20 protein-coding genes are annotated in these 24563 nt (G+C 52.0%); 8 read left to right on the top strand and 12 right to left on the bottom strand.

Annotated features, from left to right (window positions below; genetic code table 11):
- Positions 1-22 precede the first annotated feature (22 nt).
- Complete coding sequence (deoR, locus tag LVQ79_RS12375; protein WP_232865168.1) at positions 23-787, top strand: DNA-binding transcriptional repressor DeoR; 765 nt, start codon at positions 23-25, stop codon at positions 785-787.
- Positions 788-925: 138 nt separating this feature from the next.
- Here the strand turns inward: deoR and dacC are convergent, their stop codons facing one another.
- Complete coding sequence (gene dacC, locus LVQ79_RS12370) at positions 926-2131, bottom strand: serine-type D-Ala-D-Ala carboxypeptidase (RefSeq protein ID WP_232865167.1); 1206 nt, start codon at positions 2129-2131, stop codon at positions 926-928.
- A gap of 250 nt (positions 2132-2381) precedes the next feature.
- On the opposite strand from dacC, the gene LVQ79_RS12365 reads away from it, so the two are divergent.
- Positions 2382-3008 (top strand): glutathione S-transferase family protein, encoded by a 627-nt coding sequence (locus LVQ79_RS12365; RefSeq protein ID WP_232865166.1) that lies wholly within the window; start codon positions 2382-2384, stop codon positions 3006-3008.
- A 10-nt stretch (positions 3009-3018) separates the two neighbouring features.
- On the opposite strand, the gene LVQ79_RS12360 is transcribed toward LVQ79_RS12365, so the two are convergent.
- The 4 genes from LVQ79_RS12360 to LVQ79_RS12345 all read right to left on the bottom strand — a co-directional run bounded on the left by LVQ79_RS12360 (position 3019) and on the right by LVQ79_RS12345 (position 6280).
- On the bottom strand, positions 3019-4131 hold the full coding sequence (locus LVQ79_RS12360; RefSeq protein ID WP_232865165.1) for a PQQ-dependent sugar dehydrogenase: 1113 nt from the start codon (positions 4129-4131) through the stop codon (positions 3019-3021).
- A gap of 102 nt (positions 4132-4233) precedes the next feature.
- On the bottom strand, positions 4234-4617 hold the full coding sequence (locus LVQ79_RS12355; RefSeq protein ID WP_255666865.1) for a biofilm formation regulator BssR: 384 nt from the start codon (positions 4615-4617) through the stop codon (positions 4234-4236).
- Between the two features lie 142 nt (positions 4618-4759).
- Positions 4760-5968: a serine hydrolase domain-containing protein gene (locus tag LVQ79_RS12350; protein ID WP_232865164.1), complete on the bottom strand. Its 1209-nt coding sequence runs from the start codon at positions 5966-5968 to the stop codon at positions 4760-4762.
- 3 nt (positions 5969-5971) lie between these two features.
- A complete protein-coding gene (locus LVQ79_RS12345; RefSeq protein WP_232865163.1) occupies positions 5972-6280 on the bottom strand; it encodes a hypothetical protein in 309 nt (102 codons plus the stop codon).
- A gap of 207 nt (positions 6281-6487) precedes the next feature.
- Between LVQ79_RS12345 and rimO the strand changes: the two genes are divergently transcribed.
- Positions 6488-7801 carry a 30S ribosomal protein S12 methylthiotransferase RimO gene (gene rimO / locus LVQ79_RS12340; RefSeq protein WP_034496944.1) on the top strand — a complete coding sequence of 438 codons (1314 nt, stop codon included), beginning with the start codon at positions 6488-6490 and terminating at the stop codon, positions 7799-7801.
- A gap of 97 nt (positions 7802-7898) precedes the next feature.
- Here the strand turns inward: rimO and gsiD are convergent, their stop codons facing one another.
- The 5 genes from gsiD to LVQ79_RS12315 all read right to left on the bottom strand — a co-directional run bounded on the left by gsiD (position 7899) and on the right by LVQ79_RS12315 (position 14181).
- Positions 7899-8810, bottom strand: coding sequence for a glutathione ABC transporter permease GsiD (gsiD, locus tag LVQ79_RS12335; protein WP_232865162.1), 912 nt, complete (start codon positions 8808-8810; stop codon positions 7899-7901).
- Between the two features lie 2 nt (positions 8811-8812).
- Positions 8813-9733: a glutathione ABC transporter permease GsiC gene (gsiC, locus tag LVQ79_RS12330; RefSeq protein WP_232865161.1), complete on the bottom strand. Its 921-nt coding sequence runs from the start codon at positions 9731-9733 to the stop codon at positions 8813-8815.
- Positions 9734-9807: 74 nt separating this feature from the next.
- Entirely contained in the window at positions 9808-11346 is a 1539-nt protein-coding gene (gene gsiB, locus LVQ79_RS12325; RefSeq protein WP_232865160.1) for a glutathione ABC transporter substrate-binding protein GsiB, read from the bottom strand.
- A gap of 37 nt (positions 11347-11383) precedes the next feature.
- The gene (gene gsiA / locus LVQ79_RS12320) at positions 11384-13234 is read right to left on the bottom strand and encodes a glutathione ABC transporter ATP-binding protein GsiA (RefSeq protein ID WP_232865159.1); all 1851 of its coding nucleotides are present in this window, start codon (positions 13232-13234) and stop codon (positions 11384-11386) included.
- Complete coding sequence (locus LVQ79_RS12315) at positions 13234-14181, bottom strand: isoaspartyl peptidase/L-asparaginase (protein ID WP_232865158.1); 948 nt, start codon at positions 14179-14181, stop codon at positions 13234-13236. Before LVQ79_RS12315 ends, gsiA begins: the two co-directional genes overlap by 1 nt.
- A 394-nt stretch (positions 14182-14575) precedes the next feature.
- Between LVQ79_RS12315 and moeA the strand changes: the two genes are divergently transcribed.
- Positions 14576-15808 carry a molybdopterin molybdotransferase MoeA gene (gene moeA, locus LVQ79_RS12310; protein WP_232865157.1) on the top strand — a complete coding sequence of 411 codons (1233 nt, stop codon included), beginning with the start codon at positions 14576-14578 and terminating at the stop codon, positions 15806-15808.
- A gap of 2 nt (positions 15809-15810) precedes the next feature.
- Positions 15811-16572, top strand: a complete 762-nt coding sequence (moeB, locus tag LVQ79_RS12305) for a molybdopterin-synthase adenylyltransferase MoeB (protein WP_232865156.1) — start codon at positions 15811-15813, stop codon at positions 16570-16572.
- On the opposite strand, the gene LVQ79_RS12300 is transcribed toward moeB, so the two are convergent.
- On the bottom strand, positions 16560-17633 hold the full coding sequence (locus LVQ79_RS12300) for a LacI family DNA-binding transcriptional regulator (RefSeq protein ID WP_232865155.1): 1074 nt from the start codon (positions 17631-17633) through the stop codon (positions 16560-16562). The two genes, moeB and LVQ79_RS12300, sit on opposite strands and share 13 nt — an antisense overlap.
- A 296-nt stretch (positions 17634-17929) precedes the next feature.
- On the opposite strand from LVQ79_RS12300, the gene LVQ79_RS12295 reads away from it, so the two are divergent.
- Together LVQ79_RS12295 and LVQ79_RS12290 are read left to right on the top strand one after the other, a co-directional pair.
- Positions 17930-19231 carry an MFS transporter gene (locus LVQ79_RS12295; RefSeq protein WP_151994476.1) on the top strand — a complete coding sequence of 434 codons (1302 nt, stop codon included), beginning with the start codon at positions 17930-17932 and terminating at the stop codon, positions 19229-19231.
- 15 nt (positions 19232-19246) lie between these two features.
- Positions 19247-21610, top strand: a complete 2364-nt coding sequence (locus LVQ79_RS12290) for a glycoside hydrolase family 31 protein (protein WP_232865154.1) — start codon at positions 19247-19249, stop codon at positions 21608-21610.
- Positions 21611-21658: 48 nt separating this feature from the next.
- Here the strand turns inward: LVQ79_RS12290 and LVQ79_RS12285 are convergent, their stop codons facing one another.
- The gene (locus LVQ79_RS12285; protein WP_232865153.1) at positions 21659-23254 is read right to left on the bottom strand and encodes an ABC-F family ATPase; all 1596 of its coding nucleotides are present in this window, start codon (positions 23252-23254) and stop codon (positions 21659-21661) included.
- A 228-nt stretch (positions 23255-23482) separates the two neighbouring features.
- On the opposite strand from LVQ79_RS12285, the gene ldtB reads away from it, so the two are divergent.
- Complete coding sequence (ldtB, locus tag LVQ79_RS12280) at positions 23483-24403, top strand: L,D-transpeptidase (protein WP_034458635.1); 921 nt, start codon at positions 23483-23485, stop codon at positions 24401-24403.
- The last annotated feature ends 160 nt before the right edge of the window (positions 24404-24563 follow it).

Below are 24563 nucleotides of genomic sequence, written 5' to 3'. Positions count from 1 at the left end.
TTTTTCATATTCAGAGGGCATCATGGAAACCCGGCGCGACGAACGCATCAACCGCCTGATTCAGGCGCTTAAACGCAGCGACAAAATTCACCTTAAAGAGGCTTCCGCGCTACTCGGTGTCTCTGAAATGACTATTCGCCGCGATCTCAACAGTGAATCCGGTCCCGTGGTGTTATTGGGCGGCTATGTGGTGCTCGAACCACGTAGCGTCACCGCCAACCATTATTTGTTAAGCGATCAGAAAACCCGCCGTATTGACGAGAAACGCCATGCCGCGCGCCTTGCAGCAGCAATGGTTCGCCCACTTCAGACGGTATTTTTTGACTGCGGTACCACCACGCCATACATCATTGAAGCGCTGGACGATGAGCTGCAATTTACTGGAGTATGTTATTCGTTAAACACCTTCCTGGCGCTACAAGATAAACCAGGCTGCCGGGTGATTTTGAGCGGGGGTGAGTTTCATTCCAGCAATGCGATTTTCAAGCCGATTAACTTCCAGGAGTGCCTGAACAATTTCTGCCCGGATATCGCCTTCTTCTCAGCGGCAGGCATTCATACCCGTCACGGAGCAACCTGTTTTAATCTCGATGAGCTGCCAGTAAAAAATTGGGCGTTAGCGATGGCACAACAGCGTGTGCTGGTCGTGGATAGCAGTAAATTCGGCAAAGTACGTTCAGCCTGCATGGGGCCACTTGCTGCTTTTGATTTGATTATCAGTAACGAAGAACCTGACGCGGCGTTTGTTGAATTTGCCGCGTCGGAGAATGTTTCTTTGCAATGGTGAACAATAAATAGCTCCTCCAAAATAATTCGAGTCGCAGGAAGGCGGCAAAGGAGTGAATCCCCAGGAGCTTACATAAGTAAGTGACTGGGGTTCACGAGCGCAGCCAACACATCTGCGGCTCGAAGTATGAAGGAGGAATTACGAGAACCAGCTGCCGAACCAAGAATGAAACTTCATCAACACAAAATCCCACATCCGGCTAAAGAAACCACCCTCTTCGACTGCTTCCATCACCATCAATGGGCGCTGTTCAATTGATTTACCATTAAGCTGGAAATCGATAGTACCAACTACCTGGCCTTTCTTGAGCGGCGCGGTAAGCTGCGGTTCGGTCAGAGAGAAGCTCGCTTTCAGGTTCTTCAACTGGCCGCGAGGAATAGTGACAGAGCCACCTTCACCGGCCCCGAGATTCACTTCGCTTTTATCCCCAAACCACACGCGTTGAGTAACAAAAGTGGCATCCGGTTTAATCGGTGTAACGGTTTCAAAGAAGCGGAAGCCCCACGTCAGCAGTTTTTCACTTTCATTGAAACGAATACGATCGGTTTTAGTGCCCAGCACCACGGAAATCAAACGCATATCACCAGAAGTCGCCGAAGCCACCAGGTTGTAGCCCGCCCCTGTAGTGGTGCCGGTTTTCATGCCATCTACGTTAAGGTTAGAGCTCCACAGCAAGCGGTTACGGTTCGGCTGCTTGATGTTGTTAAAGGTGAACTCTTTCTCTTTGTGGATGGCGTACTCTTCTGGCACATCATGAATCAATGCCCTGCCGAGCAGTGCCATATCGCGTGCGGTACTGAACTGCCCAGGTGCGTCCAGGCCATGTACCGTTTTAAAAGTGGTATTGGTCAGGTTGAGTTTCTGCGCATAGTTGTTCATCAAACTGACGAAAGAATCCTGACTGCCTGCCACATAATCAGCAATTGCAATACTGGCATCGTTACCTGACTGAATAATTACACCTTTATTCAAATCTTCAACCGAGACTTTATCGCCTGGTTTCAGGAACATGAGTGAGGAACCACGCAGCGCAGGATTACCGGTTGCCCACGCGTCTCTGCCAACGGTGACCATATCGGTAAGCTTGATCTTATCAGCCTTGATAGCCTGCCCAACCACATAGCTGGTCATCAGTTTAGTCAGACTCGCCGGATCGAGCTGGGAATCAGCATTGCCTTCGGCCAGAACTTTGCCGCTGGCATAATCCATTAAGATCCAGGCTTTAGCATCAACTTGCGGTGCATCAGCAGTCTGTTCTGCACTAACCGCAGGCGCGGCTATCAACAGCAGGGTTGTACCTGCCAGTAATGCTCGTAGCGAAGCAGGGATTTGCAAAGTTTTCATAACACCACCCAGTATCCATTCTAAAAAAGTCACGACGCACGCCGTTACTCAATCGTTCAAGTTGCCAGTAAGCTAACTTGCGAAACCACATAATGAAACATAGTGTTGGTAAAGTTTTTTAAGTTTATTCGATAACTGCGCGACTTGCCGCCACGTTGATGAGTTTTTTACCTGCCGTTGATGTTCACTGCTGTTTTCTTCATCAGCCCACGGCATACTGAAGTGCAAACCCACATACAGAGGAAACAAAATGATCACAGTTTGGGGTAGAGACAATTCGACAAATGTGAAGAAAGTGTTGTGGTGCCTGGAAGAATTAGGTGTGGCATATCAATCAGTTCCTGCGGGTGGCAAATTTGGTAAAACCCACGATGCTGAATATCTGGCAATGAATCCCAACGCGCTGGTGCCGTGTATTCATGATGACGCCACCGACTTAACGTTATGGGAATCCAATACCATCGTGCGTTATCTTGCCGCGCAGTATGGCAAAGAGACTTTGTGGATTGCCGATCCCGCCACTCGCGCGCGTGGTGAAAAATGGATGGACTGGGCAGGCACAACGCTTGCTGGCCCACATCGCGGCGTGTTTTTCAGCCTGGTGCGAATCGCGCCGGAAGAACGCAGTCAAAAACTGATCGACGAGAGTATCGCGCAATGCAACGCGCTGTTTGCCATAGTTGAAGCGGAACTGGCGAAGCAAAAATGGCTGGGAGGCGATGCGTTCAGCGTTGCGGATATCGCCCTTGCCCCAAGCGTGTACAACCTGCTTAATCTCGACGTGCAGTGGAACGATTTCCCGAACTTGCAACGCTGGTATCAGCAATTGACCCAGCGCCCGGCATTCAAGAAAGTCGTGATGATTCCGTTAAGTTAATACACTAGGCTTATGGGCTAATTTTCAGTAATTGCCCGTCAGACTCGTCGGTCAGGACATAAAGATAACCGTCCGGGCCGACGCGCACATCACGAATACGCGCCCCGTGGTCGTCCAGCAAACGCTTTTGCCCGGTGACTTTATCGCCGTTCAGCGTCAACTCAATCAGGTTCTTCTCTTTTAGCGCACCGATAAACAGCTTCCCTTTCCACTGTGGGAACTTATCGTTGTTATAGAACGCCATGCCGCTCACCGCCGGGGAAACCTTCCAGTAATAAACAGGCTGTTCCGTGCCTGCTACGATTTCACCTTTCGCTTCGGGAATCGGCAAACCACTGTAATTAATGCCCCAGGTTGCCAGCGGCCAACCGTAGTTTTTACCCGGTTGCGAGACGTTTATTTCATCGCCCCCACGTGGGCCATGCTCATTTAGCCACAGCTCGCCATTGGCGGGATTAAACGCTAGCCCTTGTGGGTTGCGGTGCCCGTAAGACCATATTTCGCTAAGAGCGCCCTGCTTACCTGCAAATGGATTGTCCTGCGGCACCTCACCGTCTTGCGTCAGGCGTACCACTTTGCCTTGCAGCTTATCCAGATCCTGCGCGGTAGCGCGCTGGTTATTCTCACCAAGCGCAATAAATAGATAGCCTTTGCCATCAAATGCCATGCGTCCGCCGAAGTGGTTGCCGGTGGAGAGTTTTGGCGCCTGGCGGAAGACCACTTTGAAATTCTCCAGCCGCTGCATATTGCTACTCAAAGTACCGTAACCCACGGCAGTTCCCGCTTTGTCTTCGCTGTTGCCTTCGGCAAAACTCAGCCAGATGCGTCGACTTTTTTCAAAGTCCGGTGCCAGAACAACATCCAGTAACCCGCCTTGCCCATGCGCCCAGACTTTCGGCACACCCACAATCGGGTCACTCAGCCCTTCACCTGGCTGCCAACGGCGCAATTGCCCATCACGCAGTGTGATAAGCATCCCTTTACTGTCAGGCAAAAAAGCTAACGACCATGGGTGGTCGAGCTTGCTTTGTAGCACCTCAACTTTGACTTCCGCAGCCCAACTGAAGCTTGCTGAAAATAATAATGTTGCAGCGATGAATGAGCATAATGGCGACCGTGGCATAACCTTCTCCTTATCGGTTTACCCGATAAGGTTAGTCTTCCAGGATTGGTAGGATGGCAATTTTACAAAAACTTAAATTGGGGGAGTCGCCTCCCCCATATATCACGACTCTACGGCCAGTTGGTGGCCCATAATATCTTTCAGGCTGTCGGAAAGTTCAGACAGGCAGCTTTCCAGTTTTTCGGCATCGATGGCGATATATTGTGGGCAATCGTGGCGCCCGGTCATCAGGCAAACTCCGGCAGAACACACCGCACTCATTCCGTGGTTAATACTTTCCATTTCTTGCGCTGCAAGGTGGAATTTGAGGCGTATGGCCTTCTCACGATACTCAGTAGACAGGTCGAACAGGTTATCGCGCAGATGCTCAGTTTCAATCACAGACATATAGCCTTTGGCTTTTCTCAAAGAGAGATAAGCGGCGATGTCTATTTTGGCGATAATCATCTTTTTCAAGAGATCTCGTTTGAGTGGCTCCCCAGTCATGCATTTACCCTCCATGTGGTTGGAATCGATAACACACACTTATAGTGTGGATAAATTTTAAGCTACCCTGTCTTTTTTGCCGTGTTTTTTGATCCCCGGCAACAACCTTTACAATGGCTAACAATCGCAGTGAAACAAAGGATTACGCAGCGGCATTGACACTACAGGTCGCAGCCTGACGCTGCTCCTCAAGCATCTGGCGTAACACACTGTGCCCAAGGTTATTTTGCCAGGTGAAACTGTTTTGCAGCACCACAACGGCAAAATGATTCACGCGGTCAATACCTATATAGCTGGAGTAACCGCCAATATATCCCACCTGATAAGTGATGGATTGCTCACCATAGGTATCTGTCACCCAGGCAATATTGGCGGCTTCTTTATCCCGCGGATAATAGACCTGCATCGTATCGTGAATCGCTTTATCCAACGTTGCATCACCAGTGCTGGCGAGATGCGCGGCGGCAAAAGTCAGTAAATCGGCAGTGTCAGTATACAAACCACCCGCGCCAAGCATATTGCCGGTGAACTGCCAGTCAGGCACGACTTGCCCACGCGGAATAAACTTCGGCTGGCTTCCCGCATGGCCAATGGCTCGTAGCGGATAGCTTTTCAGTTTTTTCGGGGTAAAACTGCTGTTATGCATCCCGAGAGGATCAAAGATCATAGATTGCACCAGTTGGTCAGCTCGCTGGCCGGTCTGGTAGCGCAGAACGTAATCCAGCACCGCATAGCCGAGATTGGAATAGCGCGGCTCATTGCCGGAAGGTTTTGCGAAATCAGCCAGGTCGGCGACCACGTTATCGCTATCGAGATGGGCGTAAAAATTCTCACCGTTGCCGAGATAACGAATAAACGCGGTGAGCATCGGCAAATCCATATTTTGCCGTGGCAGGCCAGAAGTGTGCGTCACCAGTTGCAGCAAGGTGATTTTTTTCGCGTCAGCACTTAATGGCACCGACGGTGGCAACAAAGTTTCAAGGGTATCCGACCAATGCAAACGCCCTTGTACCACCAGCACCGCCGTCGCTTCGGCGGTCATGCCTTTACTGAGCGAGCCGACAGCAAATAACGTGCGTTCATCAACCGGGAATTGATGCTCGGCATCGGTGATACCAAAATGCCAGTAATGGCGTTGATTACTGGCATCAATCACCCCAACCACCATGCCGGGTGATTGCTCCTCAACCATGGCGGGAAGCCACTGGTTGATATCGCGTGGTTCTGATGCGCCACAAACACGCTGTGCTTTTTGCGGCACTTCGGCTTCGGGTGCGACGTTCGACAGCGTTCCACACCCCGCCAACATAAAACCGAGCAGCAGCGTACTCAGGCGACGGGATGCATTCATCAATTAGTTTGCCGCCACACAAGGTTTGGCGTCGAGGCCGATGAACATGGTGCGGGTTTCACCGACTTTCTTCAGGCCGAAATTGCTGCTGTGGTAACGGTAAAACGCCTGGCCGCCGCTCATACGTTGGTAAGAATAACGGTCGCCGTTGTACCAGGCATAATCACCATCGATTGCCAGTTTCTCACCACCGCAAACAAACTTCTGCGCCGTGGCTGGCGGGGTGTTCAGCGGCGTAGGAATAATGTTGCAGCCAGATAACAGCAAGGCACCGGCCAGCATCCCGGAAAGGGCTATAATTTTTCTCATCATGTGATTATCTCTTTAAGCGGGACGTTAAGAATAAACAAGGCGGGAAGATAATAGAACCAGCGCCCCTGGTAAGCAAAAACTAAGGCACTTCAATGATTCTGAAATTTCATCTTGTGCGCTGGAAAAAAACAACCAGTAGAGCCACGCCCCAAACCCGTGTAGAATCGCCCGGTTTTTATTTCTGTTTAATTTGTGAGCGTAAAACCCATGCAACAACCCCGTATTGGCTTTGTCTCCCTCGGCTGCCCAAAAAACCTCGTCGATTCTGAACGAATTCTGACTGAGCTGCGCACCGAAGGTTACGATGTAGTGCCTAGCTATGATGATGCCGATATGGTTATCGTTAACACCTGTGGCTTTATCGACAGTGCCGTACAAGAGTCGCTCGAAGCGATCGGTGAAGCGCTGAATGAAAATGGCAAAGTGATTGTGACCGGCTGTTTAGGGGCCAAAGAAGATCAAATCCGCGAAGTGCACCCTAAAGTTCTGGAAATCACCGGCCCGCATAGCTACGAACAAGTTTTGCAGCACGTTCACCACTATGTGCCGAAACCAAAACACAACCCGTTCTTGAGCCTGGTGCCGGAACAAGGCGTGAAACTGACCCCGCGTCACTACGCTTACCTGAAAATTTCCGAAGGCTGTAACCACCGTTGTACCTTCTGCATCATCCCTTCAATGCGTGGCGATCTGGACAGCCGTCCGATTGGCGATGTGTTGTCTGAAGCGAAACGTCTGGTTGATGCGGGCGTGAAAGAGCTGCTGGTGATTTCGCAAGATACCTCAGCTTACGGCGTGGATGTGAAGCACCGCACCGGTTTCTACAACGGTGAGCCGGTGAAAACCAGCATGGTTAGCCTGTGTGAGCAACTGGCTAAACTCGGCGTCTGGACGCGTCTGCACTACGTTTACCCATATCCGCACGTTGATGATGTGATCCCATTAATGGCGGAAGGCAAAATCCTGCCGTATCTGGATATCCCACTACAGCACGCCAGTCCACGTATTCTGAAGCTGATGAAGCGCCCAGGCAGTGTTGATCGCCAGTTGCAGCGCATTAAGCAATGGCGCGAGATCTGCCCGGATCTGACTCTGCGTTCTACATTTATCGTTGGCTTCCCTGGCGAAACCGAAGAAGATTTCCAGATGCTGCTCGACTTCCTGAAAGAAGCGCGTCTGGATCGCGTCGGTTGCTTTAAGTTCAGCCCGGTTGAAGGTGCGACCGCCAACGAACTGGCCGATCCTGTGCCAGAAGAAGTAAAAGAAGAACGCTGGAACCGTTTCATGCAGCTACAACAGCAGATCTCTGCTGAACGTCTGCAAGAAAAAGTGGGTCGCGAAATTCTGGTTATCGTTGATGAAGTTGACGAAGAAGGCGCGATTGGCCGCAGCATGGCGGATGCTCCAGAAATCGACGGCGCGGTTTACCTGAATGGCGAAACGAAGCTGAAACCAGGTGATGTGGTGCGCGTGAAGGTTGAAAACGCGGATGAATATGACCTGTGGGGTTCAGTGGTTTAATTTCTGAATATCGGATGGCGCTATGCTTATCCGACCTACGAAAAGACGTTGTAAGGTGGATTAGCGCAAGCGACATCCACCTTTTTTTATCCTCTGACTACCCTTTGATCTTCGGATCAAGCGCATCGCGCAGCCCATCCCCCAGCAAATTAAACGCCAGCACCGTCAGGAAAATCGCCAGGCTCGGGAAGATAGCCACGTGCGGCGCAATCACCATATCCGCTCGCGCTTCGTTGAGCATCGCGCCCCACTCCGGCGTCGGCGGCTGTGCACCTAAACCCAAAAACGACAAACTCGCCGCAGAAATTATCGACGTGCCAATGCGCATGGTGAAATAGACCACAATCGACGAAACCGTCCCCGGCAGAATATGGCGAAAGATGATGGTCGCGTCCGAGGCACCGATACTGCGTGCTGATTCGATAAAGGTTTGATGTTTTAGTACCAGCGTGTTGCCGCGCACCAGGCGGGCGAAGGCCGGAATACTGAAAATCGCCACCGCGATAATCACGTTCGACATGCCGCTGCCCATCACCGCGACGACGGCAATCGCCAGCAAAATCCCAGGGAAGGCAAACAGCACATCGCAAATGCGCATAATCACCCTGTCCCACCAGCCTTCGTAATAACCGGCCAGCAAACCGAAGAACGTGCCAATCAACGCGCCGATCAGTACCGAAAACACACCGGCAGCCAGAGAAATTTGTGCGCCAACCAGCACGCGGCTGAAGATATCGCGCCCGAGGGAATCCACGCCAAACCAGTGCAGCATCGACGGACCATCGTTGAGCCGGTCGTAATCAAAATAGTTTTCCGCATCGAATGGGGAAATCCACGGTGCAATCAGAGCAATAACAATCAAAAACAGTACGAACATCCCAGCAAACATTGCCACAGGTTGCTTACGCAAGCGGCGCAGAAATTCGTGCCAGGGCGTGCGCACCTGCTGTGGCCGAACTATCGGCATCGCGTTCAGTACCGCCTGGCGGCGCCAGTTAAAGAGTCGCATCCTTACTTGTACCTGATAGCTGGGTTAATGGCGGCGTAGAGCAGATCCACCACTAAGTTGATAACAATAAATTCCAGCGAGAACAGCAACACTTCCGCCTGAATCACCGGGTAATCACGCATCTCAACCGAATCCACCAGCAGGCGCCCAAGGCCCGGCCAGTTAAACACCTTTTCGACCACAATTGAGCCGCCAAGCAGGAAGCCGAACTGTAGGCCCATCATGGTGACAACCGGGATCATCGCATTGCGCAGCCCGTGTTTGATAACTACCAGCGTTTCGCTCACACCTTTAGCGCGTGCGGTACGCATGTAATCTTCTTGCAACACATCAACGAACGAGGCTCGCGTAAAGCGCGCCATTACCGCCGCTACCGCTGCGCCAAGCGTCACCGAGGGCAGAATATAGTGCTGCCAACTATCGGCTCCTACGGTCGGCAACCAGCCCAGTTCGACGGAGAAAACCTGCATCAGCAACATACCAAGGGCGAATGCCGGGAAAGAGATACCGGATACCGCAATGGTCATACTTAGCCGGTCTGGCCAGCGGTTGCGCCAGACGGCAGCAACAATGCCAGTGAACAGGCCAAAAATCACTGCCCAAACCATGCTGGTGATCGTCAGCCAGAAGGTCGGCATAAAGCGGCTGGCGATCTCTTCGGAAACCGGGCGGCGCGAGACCATTGATGTGCCGAAATCGCCCTGCAAAATATTGCCGATGTAATGCAAAAACTGCTGCCACAGCGGCAAATCCAGCCCTAACTGTTTACGCACCATCTCGATAACTGTGGCGTCTGCTTCCGGCCCGGCAATCAAGCGAGCCGGGTCACCAGGCAACATATGGACGAACAAAAACACCAGCACCGCGACAATCAACAGTGTAGGGATAAGACCCAGCAGACGTTTGAGGAAGTAGTTAAACAATGGCGCTCCATCGGGTTAAGTATTGCGGTGGATGTCGCTTACGCTAATCCACCTTACAACAGCACAGTCCGTTGTTATTTCAAATCCGCATCATCAAAACTAAATCCGGTATCCGGCATCACATAAAAACCGCTAAGGTTTTTGCTGTGTGCAGAAACCAGTTTTTCGACCACCAGCGGCACCCATGGATTCTCTTTCCAGATGGTGTCCTGCGCGTCTTTGTACAACTTCGCTTTGTCATCACGATTGGTGGTTTTCAGCGCCTCAGTCAAATCTTTATCAACCTTCGGGTTGCTGTAGAACGCGGTGTTAAACAGTGTTGGCGGCCAGTTTGATGAGGCAAACAATGGCGACAGTGCCCAGTCTGCTTCGCCGGTCGAGGCCGACCAGCCGGTGTAGAACATTCTCACACCGCTCTCTTTCTGTCCTTTGCCTTCTACTTCAGCGGCACGCTGCCCGGCATCCATCGCCGTGACTTTCACTTTAATGCCGACCTGCGCCAGTTGCTGCTGGGTGAACTGCAATACTTTCTGGGCGGTGCTGTGGTTGTGCGATGACCACAAGGTGGTTTCGAAACCGTTCGGATAACCCGCTTCTTTCAGCAGTTCACGCGCTTTTGCCGGATCATACGGCCATGGTTTGTATTTTTGCGCGAAGTCGATTGATGGCGGCACAACGCCTTCGGCTGGGGTCGCATATCCGGCAAACGCCACTTTCACCAGTGCCTGGCGATTAATCGCGTAGTTAATCGCTTCACGTACTTTAGGGTTATCAAACGGCTTTTGCGTCACGTTCATGCTGAGATAGCGCTGCATGATGGAAGGTGAAGCCACCAGTTCCAGCTTGTCGTTTTTCTCAAGCACCCCTGCCTGCTCGTAAGGGATTGGGAAGGCAAACTGCGCCTCGCCGGTTTGCAGCATGGCCGCGCGGGTATTGTTATCAACTACCGGGCGCCAGGTGATAGTGTCGAGTTTTGGCAGGCCCTGTTTCCAGTAACCGTCGAATTTCTTCACCTTCACAAAATCGGTCTGGTTCCAGGTATCCAGCTGATACGGGCCGGTGCCCACCGGGTGGAAGCCAATTTCTTTGCCGTATTTTTTCAGCGCCGCCGGGGAAATCATCGCCGTTGCCGGGTGGGCAAGAATATTAATAAACGCCGAGAATGGCTGTTTCAGCGTGATTTTCACGGTGTTGGCGTCAACCGCTTCGGTGCTTGCAATCGCTTTATACAGGTTATAGCGCTTGAGATGGTTTTCCGGATTGCTGGCGCGATCAAGGTTCACTTTCACCGCGTCGGCGTTGAAGTCGGTGCCATCCTGGAATTTAACGCCCGGATGCAGTTTGATGGTGTAAACCAGTCCATCGTCAGAAACGGTGTAGCTTTCCGCCAGCACATTTTGCAGTTTCATCTCTTTATCAAGGCCGAACAGCCCCTGATAAAACGACTTTGCTACCGCCTGTGAAAGCGTGTCATTGGCATCATACGGGTCAAGCGTAGTGAAGTTGGATGCAACAGCGACGACAACATCCTTTGCAGCAAATGCCGGTGTAGCGATGACGCTGGTCGCCAGACCCGCTGCCAGCAGCCATTTTTTATTCTCAAATATGGTCATTGTGTTCCCCTGTTTATCCTTGGCCGGAATATTATTTTTACTGGGGCCGGGCGACAAAATGCCCCGGTCCCACATTTACAAGCGTTGCAACCTTCGGTTCACTCCCCAGTTTGTGCGTGCTACTGGGGATGTCATCAGAAAGCAAAACCGGTTTTGGACGACGATGTGCGGGATCTGCAACCGGAACCGCCGCCATTAATTTTCGGGTATACGGGTGTTGCGGGTTTTCAAACACCGCGCGTCGCGGGCCTATTTCAACAATTTGCCCGAGATACATCACCGCAACGCGATGGCAAATACGCTCCACCACCGCCATATCATGAGAAATAAACAAAAAGGCAATGCCAAATTCGCGCTGTAGGTCGAGTAATAAGTTGATGATTTGCGCGCGAATCGAAACATCCAGCGCCGAGACGGATTCATCGGCAATCACCACTTTGGGATTAAGTGCCAGCGCTCGTGCAATGCAAATACGCTGGCGTTGCCCGCCAGAAAATTCGTGCGGATAACGCCAGGCGTGTTCGGGCAGCAAACCAACACGCTCCAACAACCAGGCTACACGTTGCTGAGCCTGCTCTTTGGGCATTACGTTATGTACCAGTAATGGTTCCATAATCGAATAACCCACCGTCAGGCGTGGGTCGAGCGAGGCATAGGGGTCCTGGAAGATAAACTGGATGTCTTTGCGTACATGCTGCATGTCCGCATTTGACAGCGTGTCGATGCGCTGCCCGTTAAAGCGAATGCTGCCGCCCTGGGTTTCTACCAGCCGCAATAACGCCCGCCCGGTGGTGGATTTGCCACTACCCGACTCTCCCACCAGTCCTAACGTTTCGCCCGGCCATAAATCAAAACTCACTTTTTCCACCGCATGAACACGGCTGGTGACGCGGTTAAAAATGCCACTGCGAATATCAAAACGTGTCACTAAATCGCTGACTTGCAAAATGGGAACGGAACCGGGGGCGACGGTGTCTTGCTCCGTTTCCGGTTCTTGTTGCTCTGGATTATCTGGATCAATCAGCGGGAATTTGCAGGGCAAATCGCGCCCATTCATCGCACCAAGGCGTGGCACCGCAGCCAGTAATGTTTTGGTGTAAGGATGCTGCGGTGCATTAAAAATCTGCTCCACAGTCCCCGTTTCAACCGCCTTACCGCGATACATCACCAACACGCGGTCCGCAATATCCGCCACCACGCCCATATCGTGAGTGATAAAAATCACCCCCATTTGCATTTCATCTTGCAGGACGCGAATAAGCTGGAGGATTTGCGCCTGGATGGTGACGTCCAGTGCCGTCGTCGGTTCATCGGCAATCAGCACCGCCGGGCGGCATGAGAGCGCCATGGCAATCATCACACGCTGGCGCATGCCTCCTGAAAGCTGATGCGGGTAGCGCCCTAAAATGGCTTTCGCCTCTGGGATACGTACCCGTTCGAGCATACGGCGCGCTTCCTCCATCGCCGCGTGTTTATCGAGCCCTTGATGCAAACGAATAGACTCTGCGATTTGCTCGCCAACCGGAAACACCGGGTTTAGCGATGTCATCGGCTCCTGAAAAATCATCGCAATATCCGCACCGCGCACATGACGCATTTGCGATGAACTTAACTCTGCGGGTTCAATTACCTGGCCATTTCGGCGGCGCAGCAGGACTTTTTCGCTTCCGACAAGGCTCGCTGACTTGTCGAGCAGGCGCATTAACGCCAAAGCAGTGACTGATTTCCCTGAGCCAGACTCCCCGACAATCGCCAGTGTTTCACCACGCTTTAGCGTAAATGACAGGTCTGACACCGCCTGGGTATCGACTTTTTCCTGGCGAAAGCTAACGTTGAGTGCACTGACAGATAGCACTTCATCATCGGGCAGTTCGTGACTATGGGGCATCAATGCTCCTGGCTGCTATAGATTCCGACGCTCGGAGCATCACCCACGTAACCGTAGCCGCGATACATTCCTTCGCTGTTAAAAGGCAGTGCCACATTGCCCTCGCTATCAATGGCAATCACTCCGCCGCTGCCTTCTAGCGCAGGGAGTTTTTCCATCACCACACGTTCTGTCGCCTGATGCAGGCTGAGACCTGCATATTCCATCAGAGCCGCTATATCGTAGGCCGCCAGTGTCTTCATAAACACTTCACCGGTTCCGGTGCATGAGACCGCGACGTTTGCGTTATTGGCGTAACAGCCAGCGCCGATAATCGGTGAGTCTCCAACACGGCCTGGCATTTTGTTGGTCATGCCACCCGTTGAGGTGGCTGCCGCCAAATTGCCATATTGATCGAGCGCGACGGCACCGACGGTGCCAAATTTGGTGCCGGGGTTAATAGGCTCGTCGTGATCCAGCACGGTTTGCTGGCTTGCTCGGGCGAGCTGTAACTGATCCCAGCGCTGCTGAGTAAAGAAGATGTCGGGCGAAACCGGCTCAAGCCCCTGCTGTTCGGCAAAGTTTTCAGCACCTTTACCAATCAGCAAAACGTGCGGGCTGTGCTCCAAAACCTGGCGTGCCGCCAGAATCGGGTTGCGGATATGGCTCACACCCGCCACCGCACCGGCTTCAAGGGTGTTGCCATCCATAATGCAGGCATCGAGTTCGTGGGTGCCGTCGTGGGTAAAGACCGCGCCGATCCCGGCGTTAAACAGCGGGCATTCTTCGAGCATGCGCACCGCTTGAGTCACCGCGTCCAGCGCAGTGCCACCCGCTTCGAGCAACGCCTGGCCTGCTTCAACGATTTCCGATAACGCTTTGATGTAAAGCAGCTCTTTTTCAGGGCTGAGTTGCGCGCGAGTGATGGCTCCTGCGCCACCGTGGATAGCAATTACTGCTTTGGTCATGTCGACGTAGCCCTGTCATGGTAAGTCCGGTTTTACTTTCTCTATAAATATCAGATTAGTCGAACCGGCTTGAGACGATTTTTGAATATAGAAAGATGTAAATGTGATGTAAAGGTAAATGGTGCCTTGGGTTACTCCTCTTACCCTAAATAATTCGAGTTGTGGGACAAAAGGCTTCAGCCTTTTGAACAGCGCTTGCGCTGGCCCCAAAGGGGCGAGGCTTCGCCGAGTAACGCGGCAAGGGAGCTTATCCCCAGGAGCTTACTTGAGTAAGTGACTGGGGTAAGTGAGTGCAGCCAACACCCCCACAACTTGAAGTATGACGGGTATATCAGCCAGCGGCGTTTCTCTGCCATAATGTCCGACATATTTTTCCCGCGCCGCAGGAGCTTTCATGGAATTTACCGCCGGGCTTATCCCGCTTGAAACCGCAATGGAACAGATGCTTTCGCGTATTGTTCCTGTCACCGAATCTGAGTCTATCCCTTTGCTGAAGGCGTGTGGGCGCATTACGTCGCACCCTGTCACTTCTCCAATTGATGTTCCGGGTTTTGATAATTCAGCAATGGACGGTTATGCGGTGCGTCTGAAAGACCTGGCTCTGGGAACAGCGTTGCCGGTAGCAGGAAAAGCCTTTGCCGGGCAGCCTTTTGCCGACGAATGGCCGCAAGGCACTTGCATTCGTATTATGACTGGCGCGCCTGTGCCGCAAGGAACCGATGCCGTTGTGATGCAAGAAGAAGCTACCGTGACTGAAAGCGGCGTGCGCTTTAACGAAGCGGTGAAAAACGGGCAAAACGTGCGTCTGCGCGGTGAAGATATTCGCCAGGGCGGCAGCGTGTTGTCTGCGGGTAAAAAGCTGACGGCGGCGGAATTACCGCTGATTGCCTCGTTGGGTATTCCTGAAGTCGCGGTATTACGCAAAGTTCGCGCGGCAGTGTTCTCAACCGGCGATGAACTGCAACTACCGGGCACACCACTTGGCGACGGTCAAATATACGACACCAACCGCCTTGCTGTGCATATCATGCTGGAGCAGTTGGGCTGTGACGTTATCGATTTAGGGATTATTCGTGATGACCCCGAAGCCCTGCGCGCCGCATTTATCGAAGCAGACAGCCAGGCCGATGTGGTTATCAGCAGCGGCGGTGTTTCCGTCGGTGAAGCGGATTACACCAAGCAATTGCTCGAAGAGTTAGGCGAAGTTGGTTTTTGGAAACTGGCAATTAAACCGGGCAAACCTTTTGCCTTTGGCCGCCTGAAAAACAGCTGGTTCTGCGGCCTGCCGGGTAACCCGGTTTCTGCGGCACTCACTTTCTATCAACTCGTGCAGCCGTTATTAGCCAAATTAAGTGGTCAGCAAGGAAATGCCCTGCCACCACGCCAGCGTGCTCGCACGGTCGGACGCCTGAAAAAGTCTCCGGGCCGCCTCGATTTCCAACGCGGCATCATGCGCACCGGTGAAGACGGGCAATTAGAAGTGCTGAGCACCGGCCACCAGGGCTCGCATATTTTCAGCTCATTTAGCCAGGCCAACTGTTTTATCGTGCTGGAACGCGAGCGTGGCAATGTTGATGCAGGCGATTGGGTTGAGGTTGAACCATTCAATCACCTGTTCGGGGGCTAAAGATGAGCGCTGAATTAAGCGACCAGGAAATGCTGCGCTATAACCGCCAGATTATTCTGCGCGGTTTTGATTTCGACGGGCAGGAAGCGTTGAAAGCTGCGCGTGCATTGGTTGTTGGGCTTGGCGGGCTGGGTTGTGCTGCCGCCCCGTATCTTGCCGCTGCGGGTGTCGGGCACCTGACATTGCTGGATTTTGATACCGTGGCGCTGTCGAATTTGCAGCGCCAGACGCTGCATCGTGATGCCACTATCGGGCAGCCAAAAGTCGATTCTGCAAGGGATGCGCTGGCGGCAATTAATCCGCATATTCAGATTGATGCTATCAATGCGCTGTTAGACGAAGCGCAGTTGCTGGAATTGATTGCTGAGCACGACCTGGTGATGGATTGCACCGATAACGTGGCGATTCGTAATCAGCTGAATCAGTGCTGTTTTACGCTGAAAAAACCGCTGGTTTCCGGTGCTGCCATTCGCATGGAGGGGCAAATCAGCGTGTTCACATATCAGGATGGCGAACCTTGTTATCGCTGCCTGAGCCGCCTGTTTGGCGAGAATGCGCTGACCTGTGTGGAAGCGGGCGTGATGGCCCCGCTAGTCGGGGTAATTGGTTCATTGCAAGCGATGGAAGCCATCAAGCTACTGGCTAATTACGGCACACCAGCAAGCGGAAAAATCGTGATGTACGATGCGATGACCTGCCAATTCCGCGAAATGAAACTGCCGCGAAATTCGCACTGTGAAGTGTGCGGAACTCACTCGTCATAAAGCCCTACACTACTGACCGCCGTATGGCTCTTGTTCGGGCGAATACGGCGCACTGAATCGCGCACTACCAGCATGCCATTGAGCAGTAAATTCCCGACCGGTGCATCCGGACGAATTAAACGTTGCTGGAGTATATGCACGGCCTCTTCGCCAAGCTGGTCACGCGGTACATGAACCGAGGTCAGCGGCACATCATGAATAGCGGCCAGGTTAAAGCCGTCGATACTCATTACTGAAATATCGTGCGGCACGCGTAGTCCCGCATTTTGAAGTGCGCTTACAGCCCCTGCAGCCATAAAATCCCCACCGACTAACAAGGCGGTTGGTAGCTGATGACGAGGCGTTTTTTCCAGAAACTCACTGATTAATCTTTCGCTCTCTTTAGCACTGAAATTTTGCGCGGTAATCAGATGCTGCGCATCATCAAATCGCAGATTGTTAGCATCCCAGGCATCACGAATCCCGGCCAGACGTAACTCCATCGTATAGCGGCGCAGGCAGAGCAAATTAACCACAGCTTTGTGCCCCTGCTCAAATAAGTAGCTTGCCGCATAGTCGCCAATCAGTTGGTGATCGGGTGCAACGCCGGGAAGGCGCATTTTGCGGTCGCGACAGTTGATCAACACGCAGGGCTTACCGAGATCGAACGCCAGATCGTGGATGTGTGGATCATCAATGCCTAATAGGATCGCCGCTTCCGTCTCCACTTCATTCATTTTGCTCAGAAACATATTGGCATCACTGTCGTTTTCTTCGAGAGCACAGTAGCGCAGCCGCACTTCATGCGGTGCCAACGCCTTACTCACGCCCTGTGTAACACGATAATAAAAGACGTCAGATCGCTCATCGAACGCACGCTGCGGGGCAAAAACGACCAAACTATTAAGTAACATGCGCCCCGCCGCCATTCCTGCCAGCACGCCTTTTTGACCAGCGCAGTTCAGCACTTGCAGGCGAGCTTGTTCGCTGGTGTTCGATTTTCCAGCCAACACGCGTGACACAGTGCTAATTGAAAGCCCTGTTTCGGCAGCAATTTCGGCAATTTTTAGCTTTTTACTCATTTTGTGATCTGCGCCCATTTCACCAATGAAAAAATTTTCACGATGAAGTGTAGGGCTTTATCACTGGCATTTTCGTTATCGAACGCACGAATTCTTCTTTCATATGAAAATTTTTGCATGAAAGTCGCTATTGACCATTTTATAACTGTTTTACGCTCTCTCCATTGCCGCAACTGAGCCTGCCTTATCGCGGCAATAAGCAAATAAAATAATTATTAATCAATTAGATACAATTTTCACAATTTCAAAATTGTGGCAAACATTCCGATAGACACTGTTTCTACGTGGAGAACGACATGAGTCATGGCATAAATCCGGGAGTTACCGCCATTAAGGCAAAGCGCACCGTCCGCAACCTTCGCTGGTGGGTGCTGGTCCTGTTTTTGTTAGGCGTTACCGTTAACTACATCACCCGTAACTCACTGGGTATTTTAGCCCCAGAGCTGAAAACCAGCCTCGGCATTACCACCGAGCAATATTCTTGGATTGTCGCCTCATTCCAGCTTGCCTATACCCTGTTCCAGCCAATTTGCGGCTGGTTGATTGATGTCATCGGCCTGAAACTCGGCTTCCTGATTTGTGCCGGGATCTGGGCTGTGGTGTGCGTGATGCACGCGGGTGCCGGTAGCTGGATGCATCTGGCAATTTTGCGCTTCTTTATGGGTGGCGCAGAAGCTGCCGCAACGCCTGCGAACGCCAAAACGATTGGCGAATGGTTCCCGAAAAAAGAACGCCCGATTGCCGCAGGTTGGGCTGGAGTTGGTTTCTCTATAGGTGCGATGCTTGCTCCGCCAATTGTCTATTTTGCTCATGCCTCTTTCGGCTGGCAGGGTGCATTTATGTTTACCGGCGTGCTGGCAATGTTGTGGGTGATTTTGTGGTGGTTGTTCTACCACAACCCTGAACAACACCCGAATCTGAGCAAAGATGAACTGGAGTTCATCAAGCAGGATAACGAACCCGCTGCGGTGAAATTACCTTTCCTGACTGCACTGAAAACGGTTGGCAAAAATAAACGTTTCTACGGTATCGCGATTCCGGCATTTATGGCTGAACCAGCCTGGGCGGTACTGAGTTTTTGGGTTCCGCTGTATCTGGCAAACGAACGAGGTATGGACCTCAAACAAATCGCCATGTTTGCCTGGCTGCCATTCCTCGCAGCTGACCTCGGTAGTGTGGCAAGTGGCTATCTGACCAAGCTTTATACCCGCTGGTTTGGTTGCTCCCGCACCAACTCCATCGTGGCAAGTTCGGTTACCGGCGCATTCCTGATGATTTCTCTGGCATTGGTTGCCATCACCAAAGACCCGTACGTCACCATCGCCCTGATTTCAGTCGGCGGCTTCGGGCACCAGATCATCTCCTGCATGTTGAGTGCACTGGTAGTGGACTCCTTTGATAAAGGCCAGATGGCCACAGTCAACGGCATGCGTGGCTCTGCCGCCTGGATTGCCAGCTTCTTGTTCTCACTGCTGATTGGTGTCACCGCTGACAAAATTGGCTACAACCCTCTCTTTATCGCCATGGGCTTCTTTGACCTGATTGGCGCTGTATTCCTGATTTCTTTTATTGCTGAACGTCGCACCAAGCGTGCCTGAAACGGATTGTGAACGATGAAAATTTTGAAGAACTGGTCACTATTGAAGTCTGATGCCAACCACGTGGAATTGAGCGTGGATGGGAAGCACCGCCTGAACCTTTTTGTGCTGGAACAAGGCATGTTCCGCGTGCTGATTAAACGCGAAAACAAGCTGGCGCTGAACCGTACGTGGAGTATCGCGCCAGAAAATGATGTGCCTTGGGAAGGGCGTAACCGCGAAAGCCTGGAAGGTTTTGCGTTGCCGGGTTTCACCATGGAAGAACTCGGCGATACGCTTCGCATTAGCACCGATAAACTGCGTGTCACCGTCCACCAGCCGCTATGGCTGGAGTGGGAATATCTGAATCAGGCAGACGAATGGCAGATGCTCGCCAGCGACCGCCCGACCAGCGCTTATCTGCTAAAAACCCATGGCGACGGTGTGGCTCACTATCAGCGTCGCTATAAAGAAGAACAGTATTACGGCTTAGGCGAAAAAGCGGGCCCGTTGCAGCGTACCGGCAAGCGTTATGAAATGCGCAACCTCGATGCCATGGGCTATAACGCGGAGTCTACCGATCCACTGTACAAACACATTCCGTTCACCATTACGCGCCGTCCGGATGTCAGTTTCGGGATGTTTTACGACAACCTGAGCAGTTGCTGGTTGGATCTGGGTAATGAGATCGACAACTATCACCTGCCCTACCGTCGCTGGCAGGCAGAATCTGGCGATGTCGATTACTACTTGTTCCTCGGCCCGCAGGTTTTAGACGTCACCAAAGCGTTTGTACGTCTGACCGGTAAAACACTGTTTGGCCCGAAATGGAGCCTCGGTTACAGCGGTTCGACCATGCATTACACCGATGCACCGGACGCGCAAAACCAGCTAATGAGCTTTATCAAACTGTGCGACGAGCACGCGATCCCTTGCGATTCGTTCCAGTTGTCATCGGGTTATACCTCGATCAATAACAAGCGCTACGTGTTTAACTGGAACTACGACAAGGTTCCGCAACCGAAAGTGATGAGCCAGTCGTTCCACGACGCAGGCATTAAACTGGCGGCAAATATTAAGCCGTGCCTGTTGCAGGATCACCCGCGTTATCAGGAAGTGGTAGAGCAAGGTCTGTTTATTAAGGATTCGGAGTTAGATAGCCCGGAACGATCTATATTCTGGGATGACGAAGGTTCGCATCTTGATTTCACCAATCCGGCAACGGTGAAATGGTGGCAGAACGGGGTCACCACGCAGTTGCTGGAAATGGGCATCGACTCGACCTGGAATGACAATAACGAATACGAAGTGTGGGACGGCGAAGCGCGCTGCCACGGGTTTGGTGAAGAGATCGCTATCAAAAATATCCGCCCCGTGATGCCACTGCTGATGATGCGCGCCTCTTTGGAAGCACAGCAGAAGTTTGCTCCCGAAAAACGCCCATACTTGATCTCACGTTCCGGTTGCGCCGGGATGCAACGTTACGTGCAAACCTGGAGCGGCGATAACCGCACCAACTGGAATACGCTGCGCTACAACACCCGTATGGGCGTGGGCATGAGTCTGTCTGGGTTGTATAACGTGGGGCACGATGTCGGCGGTTTTTCAGGCGACAAACCTGAAGCCGAATTGTTTGTGCGCTGGGTACAAAACGGCGTGATGCATCCGCGTTTCACTATTCACTCGTGGAATGACGATAGCACCGTCAACGAACCGTGGATGTATGCATCGATAACTCCAGCCATTCGCAGTGCTATCGAAACACGTTATCGTCTGTTGCCGTACTTCTACACCCTGCTGTGGCAGGCGCATGCAGACGACGAGCCGATGCTGCGCCCGACGTTCCTCGACCACGAACACGACGCGAAAACTTTCGAAGAGTGCGACGACTTTATGCTGGGTCGTGATGTGTTAGTGGCAAGCGTGGTGGAAGAAGGCCAACGTGAGCGTGAAGTGTGGCTGCCTGAAAACGGCGCGGGTTGGTACGACTATTACACCGGCCAATGGTATAGCGGTGGCCAGAGTATTGTTATCGACGCCCCGCTGGAACGCCTGCCACTACTGGTTCGCGCTGGTGCTGCCCTGCCGCATTCTGCACGTATTACGCATGTGTTAGCGAGCGCTGATAATGTACGTGAGCTGAAAGTGTATCCGCTGCAAGGTAGCGGTGTTTCTCACGGTAGCCTGTTTGAAGATGACGGCGAGTCATGGGGTTATCAGCAAGGCAACGCGCTGTGGCTGAACTGGGAAATTCGCTGCACGGCAGACGAGATCCGCGTGGAGTTCATCCGCAAAGGTGATTACATCCCAGCGTGGAAAGAGATGACGTTAACGTTGCCGGTGGGTGAGAAGCGCCGTTTGATCGTTGATGGGAAAGAACAGGATAGCTGGAAGATCTGAAACATAAAAAAACCGCCGAATTCGGCGGTTTTTTCTTTTAACGCTAAATTAGCCGTCAATACCTTTACTACGCAGGTAATCTTCGTAGCCACCGGTAAAGTCAATCAAGCGCTCTGGGGTAATCTCAATCACGCGGGTTGCCAGCGAGCTAACAAATTCACGGTCATGAGAAACGAAGATCAGCGTGCCCGGGTACATTTCCAGCGCCATGTTCAACGATTCGATGGATTCCATATCCAGGTGGTTGGTCGGTTCATCCATGACCAGAACGTTAGGACGTTCCATCATTAATTTACCAAACAACATGCGGCCTTTTTCACCACCGGACAGCACCTTCGCAGGCTTTTTGATATCGTCCTGGCTGAATAACAGACGGCCAAGGATGCTGCGCACCGCTTGCTCGTCGTCACCTTCTTGCATCCACTGGCTCATCCAGTCGAACACAGTCAGGTCATTTTCAAATTCGTATTCGTGATCCTGTGCGTAATAGCCGATTTGCACGTTCTCAGACCACTTCACAGTACCTGCATCTGGCGTCAGTTCAGAGACCAGAGTTTTAAGCAGAGTAGTTTTACCCACGCCGTTGGTACCCAGAATGGCGAGTTTCTCACCCACTTCCAGCAGCATGTTAACGCCTTTGAACAGCGGACCGTTATCAAAGCCTTTAGCCAGACCTTCAACTTCAAGCGCATTACGGAACAGTTTCTTGTCCTGCTCGAAGCGAATGAATGGGTTCTGACGGCTGGATGCTTTAACTTCGTCCAGTTTGATTTTATCAATCTGGCGAGCACGAGAAGTCGCCTGGCGAGATTTAGAGGCGTTGGCACTAAAGCGGCTAACGAAGGATTGCAGGTCAGCAATCTGCGCTTTTTTCTTCGCGTTATCAGACAACAAACGTTCACGCACTTGTGTTGCCGCTGTCATGTATTCGTCGTAGTTGCCTGGATAAACACGCAGTTCGCCGTAGTCCAGATCCGCCATGTGAGTACACACCATGTTCAGGAAGTGACGGTCGTGCGAAATGATGATCATGGTGCTGTTACGTTCGTTGAGCACGGTTTCCAGCCAACGAATGGTGTCGATGTCCAGGTTGTTCGTCGGTTCATCAAGCAGCAGGATTTCTGGGTTCGAGAACAGTGCCTGCGCCAGCAACACGCGCAGTTTCCAGCCCGGAGCAACTTCGCTCATCGGGCCGTAATGTTGTTCTACAGGAATGCCTACGCCTAACAGCAGCTCACCCGCGCGTGCTTCAGCGGTGTAACCGTCCATTTCGCCGTAAAGGACTTCCAGGTCGGCCACTTTGTAGCCGTCTTCTTCGCTCATCTCTGGTAACGCGTAAATACGGTCGCGCTCTTCTTTTACTTCCCAGAGTTCAGCGTGGCCCATGATTACCGTGTCGAGAACGGTGAATTTTTCAAAGGCAAATTGATCCTGACGCAACTTACCGAGGCGTTCGTTCGGATCAAGTGAAACGTTACCCAGCGTTGGCTCTAAATCGCCACCGAGGATCTTCATAAAGGTAGACTTGCCGCTACCGTTAGCGCCGATCAAGCCGTAACGGTTGCCGCCGCCAAATTTGACAGAAATATTTTCAAACAACGGCTTACTGCCGAACTGCATTGTGACGTTACTGGAAACTAGCACAGAGATGTCCTGGTAAAATTGTAATATGTGAGATCGGGCACATTATGCCATAACTCAACGTGCAGATCGCTCTGCTTGTGCGCTGGTGATAAAATAATCAATATGCAAAAAAGTGTGATTTAATCCACATCTGATTTCCCAGGCTGAGGGAATGCACATATAATGCGCGCTCAAATCGCTCCGTTTCTTCACTAACTAGCCTGCATGGCCATAAATACATTGCATAACATGAATATGAAACTACGCACAATTTTACTGGCATTTGTGGCTGTTGTGGCTTTTAGCAAAACAGCTTCTGCCGTGACCTATCCTCTGCCAACCGATGGCAGCCGTCTGATTGGTCAAAACCAGGTTGTTACAATTCCTGAAGGTAGCACCGCACCGCTGGAAGAATATGCAGCGCGTTACCAAATGGGGCTTTCCAACATGTTGGAAGCAAACCCAGGCGTTGACCCGTATTTGCCAAAACCAGGCACCATCCTGAACATTCCTCAGCAGCTCATCCTGCCGGATACCGTTCATGAAGGCATTGTCATCAACAGTGCTGAAATGCGCCTCTACTATTACCCTGCGGGTACTAACACTGTAATCGTGTTGCCAATCGGTATCGGCCAGTTGGGTAAAGACACCCCGCTGAACTGGACGACTAAAGTAGAACGTAAGAAAGCAGGCCCAACCTGGACGCCGACTGCAAAAATGCATGCAGAATACATCGCTGCCGGTACGCCATTACCAGCCGTTGTTCCAGCTGGCCCAGACAACCCTATGGGTCTGTATGCACTGTACATTGGCCGCCTGTATGCAATTCACGGCACCAACGCGAACTTTGGTATCGGCCTGCGTGTAAGCCACGGTTGCGTGCGTCTGCGTAATGAAGACATCAAGTTCCTGTTCGAGAAAGTGCCAGTCGGTACGCGTGTTCAGTTCATCAATGAACCAGTGAAAGCAACTGTTGAGCCTGATGGTTCGCGCTACATTGAAGTACACAACCCACTGTCTACAACTGAAGAACAGTTCAACTCAACTGAGATCGTGCCAATCACGCTGAAAAGCAATGTGACTGCGATTACCGCTCAGCCTGATGTTGATAGCGCCGTGGTAGACCAGGCTATTCTGGGCCGTTCCGGTATGCCGGTTCGCCTGAACTAATCTGTTGCTTGAGCAAAAAAGCGACCTGCGGGTTAATGCCGGTCACTTAAGGTGACCGGCATTGTTTTTTAAGGGATATTTCGACCTTTTTTCTCTCACTTCCCTTGCATATTCACGCTCACGCCTCGAGGGGAGTTTTAGCATCGCTGCGTTGCTGTAA

Origin of the sequence: Buttiauxella cochleicola (assembly GCF_021282405.1) — a bacterium.
GTDB lineage: Bacteria > Pseudomonadota > Gammaproteobacteria > Enterobacterales > Enterobacteriaceae > Buttiauxella > Buttiauxella massiliensis.
This window is presented reverse-complemented; position numbering and strand designations above follow the sequence as displayed.

What these genes read in the sequence shown, in the direction of transcription:
- LVQ79_RS12355 (WP_255666865.1), bottom strand. Translation starts at nt 4,617, where the DNA reads ATGACTGGGGAGCCACTCAAACGAGATCTCTTGAAAAAGATGATTATC.
- deoR (WP_232865168.1), top strand. Translation starts at nt 23, where the DNA reads ATGGAAACCCGGCGCGACGAACGCATCAACCGCCTGATTCAGGCGCTT.
- LVQ79_RS12350 (WP_232865164.1), bottom strand. Translation starts at nt 5,968, where the DNA reads ATGAATGCATCCCGTCGCCTGAGTACGCTGCTGCTCGGTTTTATGTTG.
- LVQ79_RS12300 (WP_232865155.1), bottom strand. Translation starts at nt 17,633, where the DNA reads ATGAGTAAAAAGCTAAAAATTGCCGAAATTGCTGCCGAAACAGGGCTT.
- LVQ79_RS12290 (WP_232865154.1), top strand. Translation starts at nt 19,247, where the DNA reads ATGAAAATTTTGAAGAACTGGTCACTATTGAAGTCTGATGCCAACCAC.
- ldtB (WP_034458635.1), top strand. Translation starts at nt 23,483, where the DNA reads ATGAATATGAAACTACGCACAATTTTACTGGCATTTGTGGCTGTTGTG.
- gsiD (WP_232865162.1), bottom strand. Translation starts at nt 8,810, where the DNA reads ATGCGACTCTTTAACTGGCGCCGCCAGGCGGTACTGAACGCGATGCCG.
- dacC (WP_232865167.1), bottom strand. Translation starts at nt 2,131, where the DNA reads ATGAAAACTTTGCAAATCCCTGCTTCGCTACGAGCATTACTGGCAGGT.
- LVQ79_RS12360 (WP_232865165.1), bottom strand. Translation starts at nt 4,131, where the DNA reads ATGCCACGGTCGCCATTATGCTCATTCATCGCTGCAACATTATTATTT.
- moeA (WP_232865157.1), top strand. Translation starts at nt 14,576, where the DNA reads ATGGAATTTACCGCCGGGCTTATCCCGCTTGAAACCGCAATGGAACAG.
- LVQ79_RS12365 (WP_232865166.1), top strand. Translation starts at nt 2,382, where the DNA reads ATGATCACAGTTTGGGGTAGAGACAATTCGACAAATGTGAAGAAAGTG.
- gsiA (WP_232865159.1), bottom strand. Translation starts at nt 13,234, where the DNA reads ATGCCCCATAGTCACGAACTGCCCGATGATGAAGTGCTATCTGTCAGT.
- LVQ79_RS12295 (WP_151994476.1), top strand. Translation starts at nt 17,930, where the DNA reads ATGAGTCATGGCATAAATCCGGGAGTTACCGCCATTAAGGCAAAGCGC.
- moeB (WP_232865156.1), top strand. Translation starts at nt 15,811, where the DNA reads ATGAGCGCTGAATTAAGCGACCAGGAAATGCTGCGCTATAACCGCCAG.
- LVQ79_RS12315 (WP_232865158.1), bottom strand. Translation starts at nt 14,181, where the DNA reads ATGACCAAAGCAGTAATTGCTATCCACGGTGGCGCAGGAGCCATCACT.
- LVQ79_RS12345 (WP_232865163.1), bottom strand. Translation starts at nt 6,280, where the DNA reads ATGATGAGAAAAATTATAGCCCTTTCCGGGATGCTGGCCGGTGCCTTG.
- rimO (WP_034496944.1), top strand. Translation starts at nt 6,488, where the DNA reads ATGCAACAACCCCGTATTGGCTTTGTCTCCCTCGGCTGCCCAAAAAAC.
- gsiB (WP_232865160.1), bottom strand. Translation starts at nt 11,346, where the DNA reads ATGACCATATTTGAGAATAAAAAATGGCTGCTGGCAGCGGGTCTGGCG.